Annotated in this window: 14 protein-coding genes; 6 read left to right on the top strand and 8 right to left on the bottom strand. The window is 69.7% G+C overall.

Annotated features, from left to right (window positions below; all coding sequences use genetic code 11):
* The first annotated feature begins 81 nt into the window (after window positions 1–81).
* Together ACFQ7F_RS12585 and ACFQ7F_RS12580 are read left to right on the top strand one after the other, a co-directional pair.
* Window positions 82–372, top strand: coding sequence for a YiaA/YiaB family inner membrane protein (locus ACFQ7F_RS12585; protein ID WP_383269683.1), 291 nt, complete (start codon window positions 82–84; stop codon window positions 370–372).
* A 70-nt stretch (window positions 373–442) separates the two neighbouring features.
* Window positions 443–1,075 (top strand): TetR/AcrR family transcriptional regulator, encoded by a 633-nt coding sequence (locus ACFQ7F_RS12580; protein ID WP_383269681.1) that lies wholly within the window; start codon window positions 443–445, stop codon window positions 1,073–1,075.
* Between the two features lie 24 nt (window positions 1,076–1,099).
* On the opposite strand, the gene ACFQ7F_RS12575 is transcribed toward ACFQ7F_RS12580, so the two are convergent.
* Window positions 1,100–1,564 carry a MaoC family dehydratase gene (locus tag ACFQ7F_RS12575; protein WP_383269680.1) on the bottom strand — a complete coding sequence of 155 codons (465 nt, stop codon included), beginning with the start codon at window positions 1,562–1,564 and terminating at the stop codon, window positions 1,100–1,102.
* A 139-nt stretch (window positions 1,565–1,703) separates the two neighbouring features.
* Between ACFQ7F_RS12575 and soxR the strand changes: the two genes are divergently transcribed.
* Entirely contained in the window at window positions 1,704–2,174 is a 471-nt protein-coding gene (soxR, locus tag ACFQ7F_RS12570) for a redox-sensitive transcriptional activator SoxR (RefSeq protein WP_383269678.1), read from the top strand.
* Here soxR and ACFQ7F_RS12565 read toward each other — a convergent pair.
* Entirely contained in the window at window positions 2,128–3,453 is a 1,326-nt protein-coding gene (locus tag ACFQ7F_RS12565) for a uracil-xanthine permease family protein (protein WP_383269677.1), read from the bottom strand. The genes soxR and ACFQ7F_RS12565 overlap by 47 nt on opposite strands.
* 5 nt (window positions 3,454–3,458) lie before the next feature.
* A complete protein-coding gene (locus ACFQ7F_RS12560; protein ID WP_383269752.1) occupies window positions 3,459–4,631 on the bottom strand; it encodes an aryl-sulfate sulfotransferase in 1,173 nt (390 codons plus the stop codon).
* A gap of 92 nt (window positions 4,632–4,723) precedes the next feature.
* On the opposite strand from ACFQ7F_RS12560, the gene ACFQ7F_RS12555 reads away from it, so the two are divergent.
* Window positions 4,724–5,323: a helix-turn-helix domain-containing protein gene (locus tag ACFQ7F_RS12555; protein ID WP_383269675.1), complete on the top strand. Its 600-nt coding sequence runs from the start codon at window positions 4,724–4,726 to the stop codon at window positions 5,321–5,323.
* Window positions 5,324–5,524: 201 nt separating this feature from the next.
* On the opposite strand, the gene ACFQ7F_RS12550 is transcribed toward ACFQ7F_RS12555, so the two are convergent.
* Window positions 5,525–6,247, bottom strand: a complete 723-nt coding sequence (locus ACFQ7F_RS12550; RefSeq protein ID WP_383269674.1) for a 3-keto-5-aminohexanoate cleavage protein — start codon at window positions 6,245–6,247, stop codon at window positions 5,525–5,527.
* Between the two features lie 40 nt (window positions 6,248–6,287).
* On the opposite strand from ACFQ7F_RS12550, the gene ACFQ7F_RS12545 reads away from it, so the two are divergent.
* Window positions 6,288–6,812 (top strand): hypothetical protein, encoded by a 525-nt coding sequence (locus ACFQ7F_RS12545; RefSeq protein WP_383269672.1) that lies wholly within the window; start codon window positions 6,288–6,290, stop codon window positions 6,810–6,812.
* A 4-nt stretch (window positions 6,813–6,816) separates the two neighbouring features.
* Here ACFQ7F_RS12545 and ACFQ7F_RS12540 read toward each other — a convergent pair whose 3' ends face one another.
* Window positions 6,817–7,425, bottom strand: a complete 609-nt coding sequence (locus ACFQ7F_RS12540; protein WP_383269671.1) for a hypothetical protein — start codon at window positions 7,423–7,425, stop codon at window positions 6,817–6,819.
* A gap of 249 nt (window positions 7,426–7,674) precedes the next feature.
* On the opposite strand from ACFQ7F_RS12540, the gene ACFQ7F_RS12535 reads away from it, so the two are divergent.
* Window positions 7,675–10,488, top strand: a complete 2,814-nt coding sequence (locus ACFQ7F_RS12535; RefSeq protein ID WP_383269669.1) for a penicillin acylase family protein — start codon at window positions 7,675–7,677, stop codon at window positions 10,486–10,488.
* An 11-nt stretch (window positions 10,489–10,499) separates the two neighbouring features.
* On the opposite strand, the gene ACFQ7F_RS12530 is transcribed toward ACFQ7F_RS12535, so the two are convergent.
* Genes ACFQ7F_RS12530 through ACFQ7F_RS12520 form a run of 3 tightly spaced genes read right to left on the bottom strand, consistent with a single transcriptional unit; the run spans window position 10,500 to window position 14,559 of the window.
* Window positions 10,500–11,771: a serine-threonine protein kinase gene (locus tag ACFQ7F_RS12530; RefSeq protein ID WP_383269668.1), complete on the bottom strand. Its 1,272-nt coding sequence runs from the start codon at window positions 11,769–11,771 to the stop codon at window positions 10,500–10,502.
* Between the two features lie 53 nt (window positions 11,772–11,824).
* Complete coding sequence (locus tag ACFQ7F_RS12525) at window positions 11,825–13,171, bottom strand: MFS transporter (RefSeq protein WP_383269666.1); 1,347 nt, start codon at window positions 13,169–13,171, stop codon at window positions 11,825–11,827.
* 59 nt (window positions 13,172–13,230) lie between these two features.
* Window positions 13,231–14,559 carry an erythromycin esterase family protein gene (locus ACFQ7F_RS12520; protein WP_383269664.1) on the bottom strand — a complete coding sequence of 443 codons (1,329 nt, stop codon included), beginning with the start codon at window positions 14,557–14,559 and terminating at the stop codon, window positions 13,231–13,233.
* Between the last annotated feature and the right edge of the window lie 88 nt (window positions 14,560–14,647).

Here is a 14,647-nt window from a genome sequence, read left to right as displayed (position 1 = left end):
CGTTCTGAGTGCGCGAGCTGAGTACGGGAGCTGAGTACGGGAGCGGATGTGGTGGAGCCGCTCCCGGGCGAAGCTCTGATCATGAGTGAGACACCGGTCAAGCAGCAGAGCACCACCGCCTACTACGGTCAGGCGGTCGCGTCGTTCGCCGTGGCGCTCGGCGCGACGGCGGTCGGCATCTACAGCCTTAACGTCAGTGGCTGGATCCGCGCCTTCCTTGCCATCTCTGTCCTGTACCTGACGACGTCCGCGTTCACCCTCGCCAAGGTGATCCGGGACCGGCAGGAGGCGGACCAGCTCGTCAGCCGCGTCGACCAGGCCCGCCTCGAGAAGATCCTCGCCGAACACGACCCGTTCAAGCCGGTGGCCTGACCGGCGTCCTAAGCGCTTGCTCACCGTCAGGGGTATGGTGTCCTCCCGACGGGCGGAAGGAGCGTGGACGATGAGCACGGCGGAGCAGACCGAGGGCGAGGACCTGCCATGGGGCGAGGTCACGCCTGATGCGGCGCGGCGGCTGCTGATCGCCGCCGTCGAGGCCTTCGCCGAGCGTGGGTACCACGCGACGACGACCCGGGACATCGCGGGCCGCGCCGGCATGAGCCCGGCGGCGCTCTACATCCACTACAAGACCAAGGAAGAGCTGCTCCACCGCATCAGCAGGATCGGCCACGACAAGGCCCTGCGGGTCCTGCGCACCGCGGCCGACGGTCCCGGCAGCGCGGCGGAGCGGCTCGCCGACGCCGTACGCTCCTTCGTCCGCTGGCACGCCGACCACCACACCACCGCACGCGTGGTCCAGTACGAGCTGGACGCGCTCGGCGACGAGCACCGCACGGAGATCATCGCGCTGCGCCGCCAGTCGGACGCCGCCGTGCGGGACATGATCAACGACGGGGTGCGGAACGGGGAGTTCGACGTTCCCGACGTGCCCGGCACCACGCTTGCCGTGCTCTCGCTCTGCATCGACGTGGCCCGCTGGTTCAACGTCGCGGGCCACCGGACACCCGACGAGGTCGGCGCGCTCTACGCCGACCTCGTGCTGCGGATGGTGGGAGCTCAGGAGCGGGCCTCCTGAGCTCCGGAGCCTCCCGGGCGGGGCTCAGAAGTAGTAGCGGGAGACCGACTCCGCGACACAGGCAGGCTTGTCGCTGCCCTCGCGCTCGACGGTGACCTTGGCCGTGATCTGTACGCCGCCGTCCTTGGTCTGCTCGACCTCCGTGAGTACGGCGGTCGCCCGTACCCGGGAGCCCGATGGCACCGGAGAGGGGAAGCGGACCTTGTTGGTGCCGTAATTGACACCCATCTTCATGCCCTCGACCCGCATGACCTGCGGCACCAGGCTCGGCAGCAGCGACAGCGTCAGATAGCCGTGCGCGATGGTCGTCTTGAAGGGGCCCTGAGCCGCCTTCTCCGCGTCCACGTGGATCCACTGGTGGTCGCCCGTGGCGTCGGCGAACAGGTCGATCCGCTTCTGGTCGACCTCGAGCCACTCGCTGTGTCCGAGCTGCTCGCCGACTCCGGCACGCAGGTCGTCGGCCGACGCGAAGATCCTCGGCTCTGCCATGTCCCTGGCCTCCTCAAAGTATTGTACTAAGCGCTTGCTCAGCATGCGGTGTGCGTCGGCGTGTGTCAACGGACCAGTCAGCGGGGCCGACGGACCAGGCAGCGGGGGGGCCGACGGTCCAGCCATTAGGGTGTGAGGGGTGCCCCAGATCCCAGAGAAGATCCACGAGCTCACGGTCGGCCAGCTCTCGGCCCGCAGCGGCGCGGCCGTGTCGGCCCTGCACTTCTACGAGTCCAAGGGCCTGATCTCCAGTAGCCGCACGTCGGGCAACCAGCGCCGCTACCACCGTGACGCGCTGCGCCGCGTCGCCTTCGTCCGCGCCGCCCAGCGCGTCGGTATTCCGCTCGCCACGATCCGCGAGGCGCTCGACTCGCTCCCCGAGGAACGCACCCCCACCCGTGAGGACTGGGCGCGCCTCTCGGAGGCGTGGCGCTCCGAACTGGACAACCGCATCGCGCAGTTGGGCCGACTGCGCGATCACCTCACGGACTGCATCGGCTGCGGCTGTCTCTCCCTGGAGAACTGCGTGCTCTCCAACCCGGACGACGTCTTCGGTGAACGCCTCACCGGCTCCCGTCTGCTGGTGGAGCGTCGGCCCCGGACTCCGTGATCTCGGGCGCGTCCTCGGTCCGTTCCTTCGGCCCCAGGTGGCGGAAGGCCGCGCTCAGGATCACCGCGGCGAGCGCCCCCGCGGCCACTCCGCTGCCGAAGATCGTGTGCGCCCAGGACGGCAGCGGCGCGTACAGGTCGGGGGTCATCACCGGCAGCAGCCCCACGACCAGGGCCAGCGCGACGACCACGTTGTCGGTGCCGTGCGTGAGGTCGACCCGGGACAGCATGCTGAAGCCGAGGACGGCGATCACCGCGTAGATCACCAGGCCCGCGGCGCCGACCACCGGTTCGGGGATGGCGGCGAGCAGCCGGGTCAGGGGTGTCAGGAGGCCGCAGGCGACGAGCAGCACGCCCGCGCCCGCCGTGACGAACCGGCTGCGTACGCGCGTCAGTTGGACGATGCCGATGTTCTCGGCGCTGGTCACCATCAGGGACGTACCGAAGACACCGGCGCCCAGTGAGACGAGGGCGTCGGCGCGGGCGATGCGCGGTACGTCCCGGCCCGCGTCCGGGGTGCGGCCGACCGCCTCGCTGTTGAGCACCGTCTGCCCGGTGGCCTCGGCGAGCGAGGCGAGCGAGAAGACGAGCAGCGGGATCGCGGCGAGCAGATCGAAGTGCGGGGCGCCGTAGGGGAACGGGTCGGGCAGGGCGAACGCGGCGCCGGACGCGAGGTGGATGTCCGTGCCGAGCAGGAGCGCGATGAGCGTGCCGCCCGCGAGGCCGAAGAGCACCGCCATCTGCCGCCATACGCCGCGCAGGACGAGGAAGAGGACCGCGATGACGCCGAGCGTCGCGAAGCCGGCGCCGGGGCCCGACGCCACCATGGGTGCGGTCACCTTGATCATGTTGATGCCGATCAGGACGACCGTCGTCCCCATCACCAGGGGCGGGAACAGCCGAACCACCCTCCCGTAGAAGGGCAGTACACAGATCAGGAACACCGCGGCGATCAGCACGGAGCCGGACGCCGTCTCGGCCCCGTACTCCTTCCCGATCTGCAGGAAGATCGCCACCGCGGCCCCGCCCGGCAGCATCAGGAAGGGCAGCCGGGCGCCGACGCGCAGCGCCCGCAGCCCGAGGGACTGGAGCAGCGCCCCGATGCCGCACAGCACGAGGGTGGCGCTGAGCAGCGATGCCGTCTGACCGGTGGTCAGGCGCAGCGTCGTGCCGATCAGGATCACCGAGGAGACGGGAGCCGCGATCCCGGCGAGGAGGTGCTGGACGGCGAGCGGTACGAGGCGCGGCAGTGGGATGCGCTCGTCGACGGCGGCGACCACGGGGCTCAGCCCTTCGCTGGTGCGGGAGCCGGGGTGGCCGTCGGGGTGAGGGCGAGCCAGGGCAGTTCGGACGCGGCGTAGCGGTAGGCGCGGAAGACGGCGTTCGGCTCGGACGGGAAGAGCTTGCGGACCTCTTCCTCCTCGTAGCCGCCGAAGAACGGCACGATGTACTCCCAGCACAGATAGCCGTCCGCCGTGACCTCGAAGAGACGGCCCGCGGGGGAGTCGGTGACCAGGGTGTTGCCGTTCGCAAGGCGCTGGGCGCTGCCCATGAACGGCGCGAAGAACGACTCGCGGGCCGGGTCGTGGTACTCCCAGACGACCTTGCCGCTCGTCCGCTCGATCTCCACGACCCGGCTGAACGGCACGTCCCAGTGCGGCCGGAACACGCCGTTGTCGAAGACGAGGAAGTTGCCGTTCGGCAGTTCGGTGGGGCAGTGCTGCTGGGAGACGACGCCGGGCTCGGAGCGCCAGATGATGTCGCCCGTCTCGCGGGAGATGACGACGACGGCGGAGACCGAGCGGAAGCTGGCGAGGATGTTGCCGTCGCTGGTCGGCAGGACGCTGTTGATCAGCGGGTAGTGCTCGCGGGCGTAGTCCGGGTGGAGCGGGAAGTCCTCGCGGCCGAGGTGCTCCGAAACCTTCCACTCCCAGGTGGTGTTCCCCTCGGCGTCCACCTCGACGATGGTGTCCGCCCAGATGGTGCCGCCGTCGGTCTCCTGGGAAGTGGCCTCGGACCCGGGTACGCCTCCGCGTACGGCCGCGGCGTCTGCGCCGGTCAGGGGTTCGAGCGCGGTGTAGAGGAGCCTGCCGTCGCCGTAGTGGTGCGCGTCGTGGTGCTGGAAGCGGTCGCGGTGTTCGCGCAGGACCGTGCCGTCCGGGGCTATCTCCTGCATGATCCCGCCGCGGTACTTGTGCCACATGGGGAAGAGCGCGGGCTCGTCGGGGAGCACGCCGTTGTAGGCGAGGTTCCCGTTCGGCAGGATCCGTGCGTGGCGGCCCGGGCGGTGCGGGAGGTCCCACCGGTGGGCGATCTCGCCGTGGGCGTCGATCAGGTAGACCTCGCCGCCGCCGGTGAGCGGGGCGAAGAGGGTGTAGCCGCCGTAACTGGCGTCCTCGTCCAGGGCCATCAGGCCGGTGCCGCGGCGGCGGCGCTGATTCTGGTCCACGGAGGTCATGGGGGTCATGAGGGCCGTCCTCTCATAGTCTCCGCTGCTTAATTTTATTAAGCAGTGCGGAAGACGTTAACCCAAGAGATAGGCTTCGCGGTATGGGTACGAGTGATGCGGACGCCCCGCAGATCGGTCCCGGGATCCGCAGGCTCCGCCGCGCCCTGGATCTGACGCTGGCCGACGTGGCGGCGCGGGCGGGGGTCTCGGCGCCCTTCCTCAGCCAGGTGGAGAACGGCCGCTCCCGGCCCAGCATGGGATCGCTCCAGCGCATCGCCGACGCCCTGGACACCACGGCCGTCCAACTCCTCGCATCGGCGGATCCGCCGCGCCCGGTCGATGTGGTGCGCGCCGGATCGGCCTCCGTGAGCGAGGGGGAGGGTGCGGGCGTGGGTCCGGGTGCTCGCGAGGCGCGGATGCGTCCACTGGTCCGCGGCCATCAGCGGCTGCACGCCCTGGAATTCACCGGCGACCACGACTGGGGGCGCGAGTACCGCCACCGCAACGACGAGATCCTGTACGTCGCCGACGGCTCGGCCGAGGTGGAGGCGGACGGATCGGTGTACCGCCTGGACCGGGGCGACACGCTGTACTGCGCGGCCGAACTGCCGCACCGGTGGCGGCCGTTGGAGGAGGGGACGCGGGTTCTGGTGGTCGGGATCGCGGATGGGGTGCGGGTGACGGACGCCGGGGGCGGCTGAGTCGCTGGGTGCGGTGCGGTGTCTCTCCGTCTGTGGGGCGGGGCCGCGCCGCGAACCGCGCTCCGGGCAGACATACCGACACGGCACCGCCCACCGGTTGACGCGGGGCAATCGGGCGAGTGGGCGGGAAAGCTTGTTCGTTCAGGGGTGGACGCGGGGTGAACGGGCTGTTGGGTGGGAGAGCCCTGTTCCGCAGCCCCGCTACGGGGACAACGTGCTCAGTACGGAAAGCGCCGCCGAGACCAACTGGGCGTTGGACACGGCCCGCCCCCCGTCCGGCAGGACCAACGTGTCCTCGAGGCCGATGCGGGTCGCAAGCCCAAGCCGCCCCGAGAGCCGCAGCACAGGCCACGTGCCGCCCTCCTCCCCGTGCAGCAGGACGGGGCGGCCGTACGCCGCGCCTATCACGGCGAGGAGAGCGCGGGCCGAGTCACGGGCCGTACCGGGGTCCGGGTCCATCACCTCCGCGAGGACCCTCAGGACCCGCGGACCGAGCGCGGACGCGGCGAAGCGTTCCCCGCCGTCCGTGCCGGACCAGATACCCGCCTCGACGCCCACGCCCCGGTCGAGAAGCGCCGCTGCCACCGCCTCCGCGCCCTGCTCGTGCCAGTTGACCGACGCGTGGTCGGGCAGGACCGTCCACGCGCGGATGTCCGCCACGCGCTTGTCCGGGTCCGGTTCGGCCCAGGAACCTGTGGTCACGCCGACGGGGACGGAGGTCACGGCGCGGACCGCTTCCAGCGTGGCCGCAACCGCCCGCGGCGCCAACGTGTCTTGTCCACAAGGGGACTTGGGGTGTACATGAACATCCCGAGCGCCCGCCGCGACCGCCTGGGCCACGGACTCGGCCATCGCATCGGGCGACAAGGGGATCAGCGCGCCATCGCCCGCGCCGCGGGCGCCGTTCACACATACCTGCATCACCACAGGACAGCACAGACGACGACACACAGGGGGAGGGCCGATGGGAATCGCCATCTGTTCGTTGAAGTGGGACGCCGCCCGGACGGGGCCGCAGAAGATCACGTACGACAGTGACGGCTACCACCTCGTACGGTTTCCGTACCAGGACGCCGAGGAGTCGTACGACCCGTGGAACATGCACGACCCCGGCAAGGGTGCCACGACCCCGTCCCGGTTCCCGGACGCCCGGTCCGGGCTCATCTGGCCGAGCCACGACGGCTGGGGCACCCTGTCGGCGATGATCTTCTGGAAGCCGAACGACCGGCCCACCGAATACCGCGCGCGCTACGTGCGCGATCCGCTCGGTGGCTCCACGGGGTACGACTCGACGGCCACCACCGACTGGGTGCCCACCAGGGGCGGGCAGTACCGGACGCACACCTGGCAGATGTTCGTGCATCCGCAGACACCGGTCGGCCTGAAGATATCGGCACGCGGCGCGGGCGACGTGAAGATCGCCGCGCCGCTCATGTTCGCCGAGTTCAAACTGGCCATCCAGTGGGACGTCTCGACGCCCACGCCCTAGGACGTCACGCCGAGACCAGCGGCCGTTCCCGCCGTGCCCGTGCGCGTGCCATCGCGTCGGGTGTGAGCACCGGGTCCGGCACGACTATTCCGCAGCCCGCGCAGACCGCGCCCGATGAGGGCTCGTGCGCCAGGCCGTGCGTCCAGACGAGGTCGGAGCGGGCGCACACCGGGCAGCCCGTGCCCGGCTCCCGCTCAAGCGCCGCGATCAGCCGGCGCAGTACCTCGGCCAGTGATTCCGATGGGTGGACGCCGGGGTCGTCGCACCAGGCGACCCCGAACCCTCCCCAGGTGCACCGGTGCCAGTCGTCCACGCTGCCGGGCCGGCGAAGACCGTCGTGCTTCTCCTTGCGGCGGCGCTCCGCGAAGCCCTCCTCGTAGGCGAGCCATACCGCCCGCGCCGCTTCCAGTTCATCGAGCGCGGCCACCAGCCGCGCCGGGTCGGGCGACCGGTCCTCGGGCCCGAAGCCCGCTCGGGAGCTCAGATGGTCCCAGGTCGCCCGGTGGCCGTAAGGGGCGAACCTCTCCAGGCACTTGCGCAGCGAGTACCGTCGCAGTGCCAAATCGCTCAGCGGATCACGCACCTGTCTCGCGAGACTCCGGAATCCGGCCATCGCCCTGCACCTCCGTCGCACGTTCTCGGACGTTGCCGAGTAGACGTATCGACACGCGATTCGGCTCCCTTGTGGCCCATCCGATTTCAGATGGCTGTCATCAGACCCGCGATGAAGAGCCCTGAGCAGTGACGATGTGGTGATTATGGAAAAGCGACGCATGTTCATCTTCCGGGATCGGCAACCCGCCAGTAACCTCCGCCTCAACTTCTCCCCACAGGAGCACAAGCGGAGCCCAGAGGAGCACACATGCGACGACGCATCGTCCGGCTCAGAACCCTCACCGCCACAGCGGCGCTAGCACTTGCCGCGTCCCTCCTCTCGCCGCAGCCGGGGTCGGCCGCCGACGAGCCCCCACCGGCCACCGATTACTGCGAGGGGCAGTGCGCGGACGTCCTTCCGCCCGGCGCGAACGGCAACGCCACACTCGCCGAGATACTCAGCCACCGCGTCTTCGGCACCCAACCCGCTCATGCGAACGACCAGTTGGGACCGTACGACGCGCTCTCCTCCGGCTATCCCTCACTCACCGACGACAAGCTGACGGAGTTCTTCAACGACGCCTCCTTCGGTGTCCGCGACGGCCAGGCCGCCTCCGTCACCAAGCCGCGCGACGACGTGACGATCACCCGGGACAAGAAGTACGGGATCCCGCACATCAAGGGCAGCACGCGCTACGGAACCGAGTTCGGCGCGGGCTTCGCGGCCGGGCAGGACCGGCTCTGGCTCATCGATCTCTTCCGGCACATCGGCCGGGGCGAGCTGACCTCGTTCGCGGGCGGCGCGCTCGCGAACCAGGGCCTGGAGCAGCAGTTCTGGCCACAGGCTCCGTACGAGGAGAAGGACCTGGAGAAGCAGGTCGAGTACATCAGGACGACCCAGGGCGAGCGCGGCAAACAGGCCATGGAGGACGCCCAGGCCTACATCGACGGGCTCAACGCCTACCGCGTGAAGTCCAAGAACGGCCGCTACTTCCCTGGTGAGTACGTCCTGACCGGCAAGATCGACGCGATCACCAACATCGGCGAGATCGCGCCCTTCAAGATCACCGACATGATCGCGCTCGCGTCCGTCGTCGGCGGGCTCTTCGGCAACGGCGGCGGCGGAGAAGTCGACGCTGCCCTCTCGCTCCTCAAGTCACAGCAGAAGTACGGCGTCGAGAAGGGCACGAAGGTCTGGGAGTCCTTCCGCGCCCGCAACGACCCGGAGGCCGTCCAGACCATCCACGACGGCACGAGCTTCCCGTACGCGGGCAAGCCGGCCGACGCGCGCGGCACCGCGATGCCCGACGCCGGTTCGGTCGAGCGCGAACAGCTCGTCTTCGACCGTGAGGGCGGCGCCAAGACCGCGGCCAAGGACCCGGTGAAGGCGCCCAAGAAGCTCGAACCGCTCCAGGGGATGTACGACGACGGGGTGCTGCCCGCCGACCTGTTCAAGAAGGACGGCCAGAAGAAGGGCATGTCGAACGCCCTCGTCGTCTCCGCGAAGCACACCGCGAGCGGCAACCCGGTCGCCGTATTCGGCCCGCAGACGGGCTACTTCGCTCCCCAGCTCCTCATGCAGCAGGAGCTGCAGGGCCCCGGCATCAGCGCGCGCGGCGTCTCCTTCGCGGGCGTCGGCATGTACGTCCAGCTGGGGCGCGGCCAGGACTACGCCTGGTCGGCCACGTCCGCAGGGCAGGACATCACGGACACGTACGCCGTCGAGCTCTGCGAACCGGGCGGCGGCGCGCCCACCAAGCAGTCCACCCACTACCTCCACCACGGCACCTGCACCCCCATGGAGAAGCTGGAGCGCAAGAACGCCTGGAAGCCGACCCTCGCCGACTCCACGGCGGCGGGCTCCTACCGCATGCAGGTGTTCCGCACGAAGTACGGCGTCGTGACGCACCGCGCGAGCGTCGAGGGCAAACCGGTCGCGTACGTCTCGCTGCGCTCCACCTACCGCCACGAGGCCGACTCGATCATCGGCTTCCAGATGCTCAACGACCCGACGTACGTCAAGGACGCCTCGACCTTCAAGAAGGCCGCCGAGAACATCAGCTACGCCTTCAACTGGTTCTACGCCGACTCGCGCGACACCGCCTACTACAACAGCGGCGCCAACCCGGAGCGCGCCAATGACATCGACCCCGCCCTGCCCGTCAAGGCCCAACAGGCCTATGAATGGCAGAACTTCGAGCCGGAGAACAACACCTCGGCGCAGACCCCGTCGGCTCAGCACCCGCAGTCCGTCAACCAGGACTACTACATCTCCTGGAACAACAAGCAGGCCAAGGACTTCAGCACGGCGGGCTTCGGCATCAGCGCCGTCCACCGCGGTGACCTGCTCGACGGACGGGTGAAGAAGCTCACCGAGAAGGGCGGCGTCACGCGGGCATCGCTGACCCAAGCCATGTCCGAGGCGGCGGTCACCGACCTGCGCGGCGAACAGGTGCTTCCCGAACTGCTCAAGGTGGTGCGGAGCAAGCCCGTCACCGACCCCGGGCAGGCCAAGGCCGTACAGCAGTTGGAGGCGTGGCAGAAGGCCGGGGCGCAGCGCAACCAGACGGCGGCGGGCTCCAAGAAGTACGCCCACCCCGACGCCGTACGCATCATGGACGCCTGGTGGCCCCTCCTTGTCGAGGCCGAGTTCAAGCCGGGCATGGGCAAGGATCTTTACGACGCGCTGACGGCGCAGCTCGGCACCGACGAGTCACCCTCCGCCGGGCACGGACCGACCGGGGCGCACGCCGGATCGGCCTTCCAGTACGGCTGGTGGGGCTTCGCGGACAAGGATCTGCGGGCGGTGCTCGGAGAGCCCGTGAAGGGCGAGCTCGGCGAGAAGTACTGCGGCGAGGGGAAGCTGGACGCCTGCCGTGACGCACTCCTGGCCACCCTCACGCAGGCCGTCGCCAAGCCCGCGAACGAGGTATATCCCGGGGACGCGAGCTGCTCGGCGGGCGACCAGTGGTGCGCGGACTCGGTCATCCACCGGGCGCTCGGCGGCATCACGCACGGGCCGATCCAGTGGCAGAACCGGCCCACGTACCAGCAGGTCGTCGAGTTCCCCAAGCACCGCTAACAGAAAAGGAGTTACGTCCGGGGGATCCGCCCTGCGGCGAACACGACACGCGCCAGCTCTTCGTGGCAGATGTCGCTGTGCGCGCCGGCGGGCGGACCCCCGCGCCGCACCACCGCCGACACGTCCACGCTCACGCACCCCTTGGCGGGGATGGCCCGGCCGAGCTTGACGCGCTTGGCGCCGTCCACCGCCCGGACGCCGTTGTACCCGATGGCGCCCCAGCGCTCCCAGATGCCGAGGAAGGTCGAGGAGTCCCCGGCGAGCTTCGACGCCAGGGGGTAGATCTTGCCCAGGGCGTCGTCGTGGTGGGAGTAGCAGGCGACCAGGGGGCCGTCGATCCGCCGCTGCACCCCGTGGAGCGCGCCGCCGCGTGAGGGAGCGTGCGGAAGTCGCTTGGAGAACGCGTAGTGCGAGAACGCCCCTTGGAGCAGCGTGGTGGACTTCACGGTACGCACCGACGCGGGCATCCCGCGCAGCGCGTACGACACGAGCCGGGCGCCGAAGCTGTGCCCGACGAGATGCACCCGCACGTTCGGCGCCTCGCGGGCGAGCAGCCCGATCGCCGGGCCGAGACCCAGCTGGCCGACCGATCCCGCCCGGCGCTTCATGGCGTAGTAGGTGGCCTGGCGCAGGAGTTCGTGCGCCCCGTTCCAGAGCCGTTTGCGCAGACTGCCGAAGAGTTCCTGCTGCCCGGTGCCCTCCATCGCCGCGGCGAATATCTGACAGACCTCGACCGCGTCGTCGGTCAGCATGGCGGGCACGCCCGTCCAGGTGTCGTCGGCGAAGCGGTGGGCGGCGCTGTTCTGATGCACGGCCACGAGGTTGCGTACGAGGCGTCCGTACTCGTAGAGGCGCGTCGGCACCTCGGATCGCTCCGCCAACAGCGCGCCGATCCGGCGGAGTTCGGCTTCACCGTCGGGGAACGTGCCTGACAGGAGGCGCATGGTCGGCTCGTCGAGCAGAGGTCCCGCGCCCGGCGTCGGGCCCGCCCCGGTGGTCGTGACCGAGGGCTCGAAGTCCGGGATGCGCTCGTCGGGGAAGCGGATGGCGGGCCAGAGCACGCCCACGTATCCCAGGCGTACGCGCGGTCCCGCGAGGTCCTGGCACGGCGTGAAGAAGCGCCGGTAGAGGTCGGTTGCCATGTCTTGGTCGTTGTTCCAGCCGTGCGCGAGGACGAGGAGATCGGTGACGCGCTCACGGGGCACCTCGGCGATGAGGCGGTCGCGCTGCGTGGTGTCGACGTCCCCGTCGGCGTCGAAGGTCAGTTCCCAGTAGGGCTCCACACGACCATCGTCGCGCGGCCCCGGTGTACTGACCAGATGTCTCGCAGGGGAAGCTACGCCAGCTCACGCTCGCGCGTTTCCGGCAGCGCGAGAACACACACCAGGGACACGACCGCCATCGCGCTCACGTACCAGCCCACCGACGAGGAACCGAACGCGGACTGCAGCCGCGTCGCCACCAGAGGAGAGACCGCGCCGCCGAGCACGCCGCCCAGGTTGTAGGCGAGCGAGGCGCCCGAGTAGCGCACGTTCGTGCCGAACAGCTCCGGCAGATACGCGCCCATCGGCCCGTACACCACGCCCATGCAGAACAGCGCGCCGCCGATCGCCAGGGCCATGAGCACCGGCTGCTCGGTGTCCAGGAGCGGGAAGAGCACCAGGCCCCACACCACCGCGAGCCCGGCGCCCGCGAGGATCAGCTTGCGCCGTCCCGCGGCGTCGGAGCGGGTCGCGGCGAGCCACGTACCGGCCGCGAGGAAGAGGCAGGCGACCAGCGAGAGGCCCAGCATGGTGTTGCGGGAGACGCCCAGGGTGCCGGTGGAGTAGGCGAGGCAGTATGTCGTCGCCGTGTAGAAGAGGCCGTACGCGACGATCATCCCGCCCGCGCCGAGAAGCAGTTCGCGCGGATAGCGCCGCAGCACGTCGAGCGTGGGGACCTTGCTGGCCTCCTGCGCGTCCATGACCTTCGCGAAGACCGGCGTCTCGCTGATGCGCATGCGCACGAAGAGTCCGACGCCGACAAGGAGGAAGGAGAGCAGGAACGGCACGCGCCAGCCCCAGGAGCGGAACGCGTCGTCGGAGAGGACGGCGGAGAGCAGCCAGAAGACACCGGTCGCCGCGAAGAACCCGACGGACGGGCCGAGTTGGGGGAAGGCCGCGTACATCCCGCGCTTCTTCTTCGGCGCGTGCTCCACCGCGAGCAGCGCGGCCCCGCCCCACTCGCCGCCGAGCCCGATGCCTTGCAGGAAGCGCAGCAGGATCAGCAGGATCGGCGCCCAGATCCCCAACGTGCTGTAGCCGGGCAGGAGCCCGACGAGCGCCGTCGAAAGACCCATGAGCAGCAGCGAGGCCACGAGCACCGACTTGCGCCCGACCCGGTCGCCGAAGTGCCCGAAGATCACCGAGCCGATGGGCCGCGCCGCGAACGCCACCGCGTAGGTGGAGAAGGACGCGAGGGTGGCGTTGACCGGGTCCAGGGTCGGGAAGAACGCCTCGTTGAGGACGAGTGCGGCGGCCGTGCCGTAGATGTAGAAGTCGTAGAACTCGATGGCCGTCCCGATGAACGACGCCACGGCCACGCGGCGCAGGCTCTCGGAACTCCCGTCCGGCTGGAGGTCGGCGTCCGGCTGAGGGCCGGCGTCCTGCGGGGACTTGTCTGGTGAGATCGCGTCGCTGTGCACGAGCGGCACTCTCACGGTGGATGTAGGGACCAGTCAATACCTCGAACGGCTCGTCTCGGTCATTGAGACTGGCGGTGAGCTGCGGTGACGCGGTGCAGATGGATGAGGATGTCGTGCGTCGGCGCGAGCCGGATCTTGTGGGGTCCGTCCGGGAAAGCCGTCCCGATGCTCTGGGTGAGTCGGCCCTTGCCAAGCCACTTCCTGGCGGCCGCCGGGGCGGTCCGCATGTCGAGGAAGTAGTCGTCGTGGCGCACTTTGTCGAGCGTGTACTCGTTCATGCCGCGCGTGGCCGCGCCGACGGTGCGGGGCTTCCACACCTCGGAGTCCGCGCTCTGCGCCATGAGCGACCCGCGATCGAAGGTGAACCCGATGCTGACGTACCGCTCACCGAGCCTGTCCCGCAGGAAGGCGCCCTGCATCTTCGGGTACCGGGGGTCGTAACTCTCGTACCCCACATGGGCGTTGTGGGCCGACAGAAGCACCTTGTCGCCGGTGCGCCGCTGCCACCACGCGGTGTTCTGTGCCATCAGACGGTCGCGGTAGAGCATGCCGTCCCTGACCCCCTCAGGAGTCTCGAAGGGGAAGGCGTAGACCGTGGCGGTCTGCGAGATGGACCGTGCGTGGTGGAGCACGAAGGTGAACTCCCGGTCATTCGCGACGGGTTGGAGGTCCTTCAACAGCTTCAGCGCCTCCCGCGCCTTCCCGGCCAGCTTCCGCCGCTCCTCCAGCGGTCTGGCCATGTACGCGTCCCCGTCCGCGAGGCGGCGGATCGGCGCGTACAGCTCGGTGATCCTCGACAGCAGGTCGGGGTCGTTCGCGCGGACGTAGTCCTCCACCCCGTCGAACAGCTCATGTCCGAGCTCCGGGTAGTTGAGGTCGTCGCCCAGGAAGCGCACCTGGCGGTCCGGGTGCTTGTCGTTGTACGCGCGCATCCACGTCAGGAGCTCGACGTACTCCTCGGTGTCCCAGGGCGTCTTCGCCAGCTCCTTGTGGACGAGTTCGCGCACGTCTCCCTCGCCCCCGCGCACGTACGCGTCGAAGCGCAGCCCCGTTGTCCAGCTGACCTCCTGGGCGAAGGTGGTGAACCCCTTCTCCTCCACGAGATAGCGGAACATCCGGTCCTTCATGGTGAAGAACTCGTGCGAACCATGTGTGGCCTCACCCAGGCCCACCACAGAAGCATCACCCACCATCCGGCCCATCGCCCGCAGGTCCTTCGTGGAGCCGCCCGGGTCGGTCGAGCGCAGGGGGTGGGCCACGCGTTCGATCGCCGGGACCGGGTCCGCGTTCCGGGGCTTGGCCTGGGCGGGCTGGGGGGCGATTAGCACCCCCAGTCCGAGCGTGCCCGCCAGTGCCAGGGGGACTGCGCGGCGTGCCGTCCGTGCCATGCCGGATCTCCTCAACTCGGGTGTACGGAGCTGAAGATCACGATCCCGGTCCGCCAGGGGTGTCTGCCATCCAGCAGGCACCCCTCTC

Source organism: Streptomyces sp. NPDC056486, from assembly GCF_042795295.1.
Taxonomy (GTDB): domain Bacteria; phylum Actinomycetota; class Actinomycetes; order Streptomycetales; family Streptomycetaceae; genus Streptomyces.
This window is presented reverse-complemented; position numbering and strand designations above follow the sequence as displayed.

Bases quoted from the DNA above. Each gene is read 5' to 3' on its own strand.
- ACFQ7F_RS12585 (WP_383269683.1), top strand. From the start codon at position 82: ATGAGTGAGACACCGGTCAAGCAGCAGAGCACCACCGCCTACTACGGT.
- ACFQ7F_RS12580 (WP_383269681.1), top strand. From the start codon at position 443: ATGAGCACGGCGGAGCAGACCGAGGGCGAGGACCTGCCATGGGGCGAG.
- ACFQ7F_RS12575 (WP_383269680.1), bottom strand. From the start codon at position 1,564: ATGGCAGAGCCGAGGATCTTCGCGTCGGCCGACGACCTGCGTGCCGGA.
- ACFQ7F_RS12560 (WP_383269752.1), bottom strand. From the start codon at position 4,631: ATGACCTCCGTGGACCAGAATCAGCGCCGCCGCCGCGGCACCGGCCTG.
- ACFQ7F_RS12555 (WP_383269675.1), top strand. From the start codon at position 4,724: ATGGGTACGAGTGATGCGGACGCCCCGCAGATCGGTCCCGGGATCCGC.
- ACFQ7F_RS12545 (WP_383269672.1), top strand. From the start codon at position 6,288: ATGGGAATCGCCATCTGTTCGTTGAAGTGGGACGCCGCCCGGACGGGG.
- ACFQ7F_RS12540 (WP_383269671.1), bottom strand. From the start codon at position 7,425: ATGGCCGGATTCCGGAGTCTCGCGAGACAGGTGCGTGATCCGCTGAGC.
- ACFQ7F_RS12535 (WP_383269669.1), top strand. From the start codon at position 7,675: ATGCGACGACGCATCGTCCGGCTCAGAACCCTCACCGCCACAGCGGCG.
- ACFQ7F_RS12520 (WP_383269664.1), bottom strand. From the start codon at position 14,559: ATGGCACGGACGGCACGCCGCGCAGTCCCCCTGGCACTGGCGGGCACG.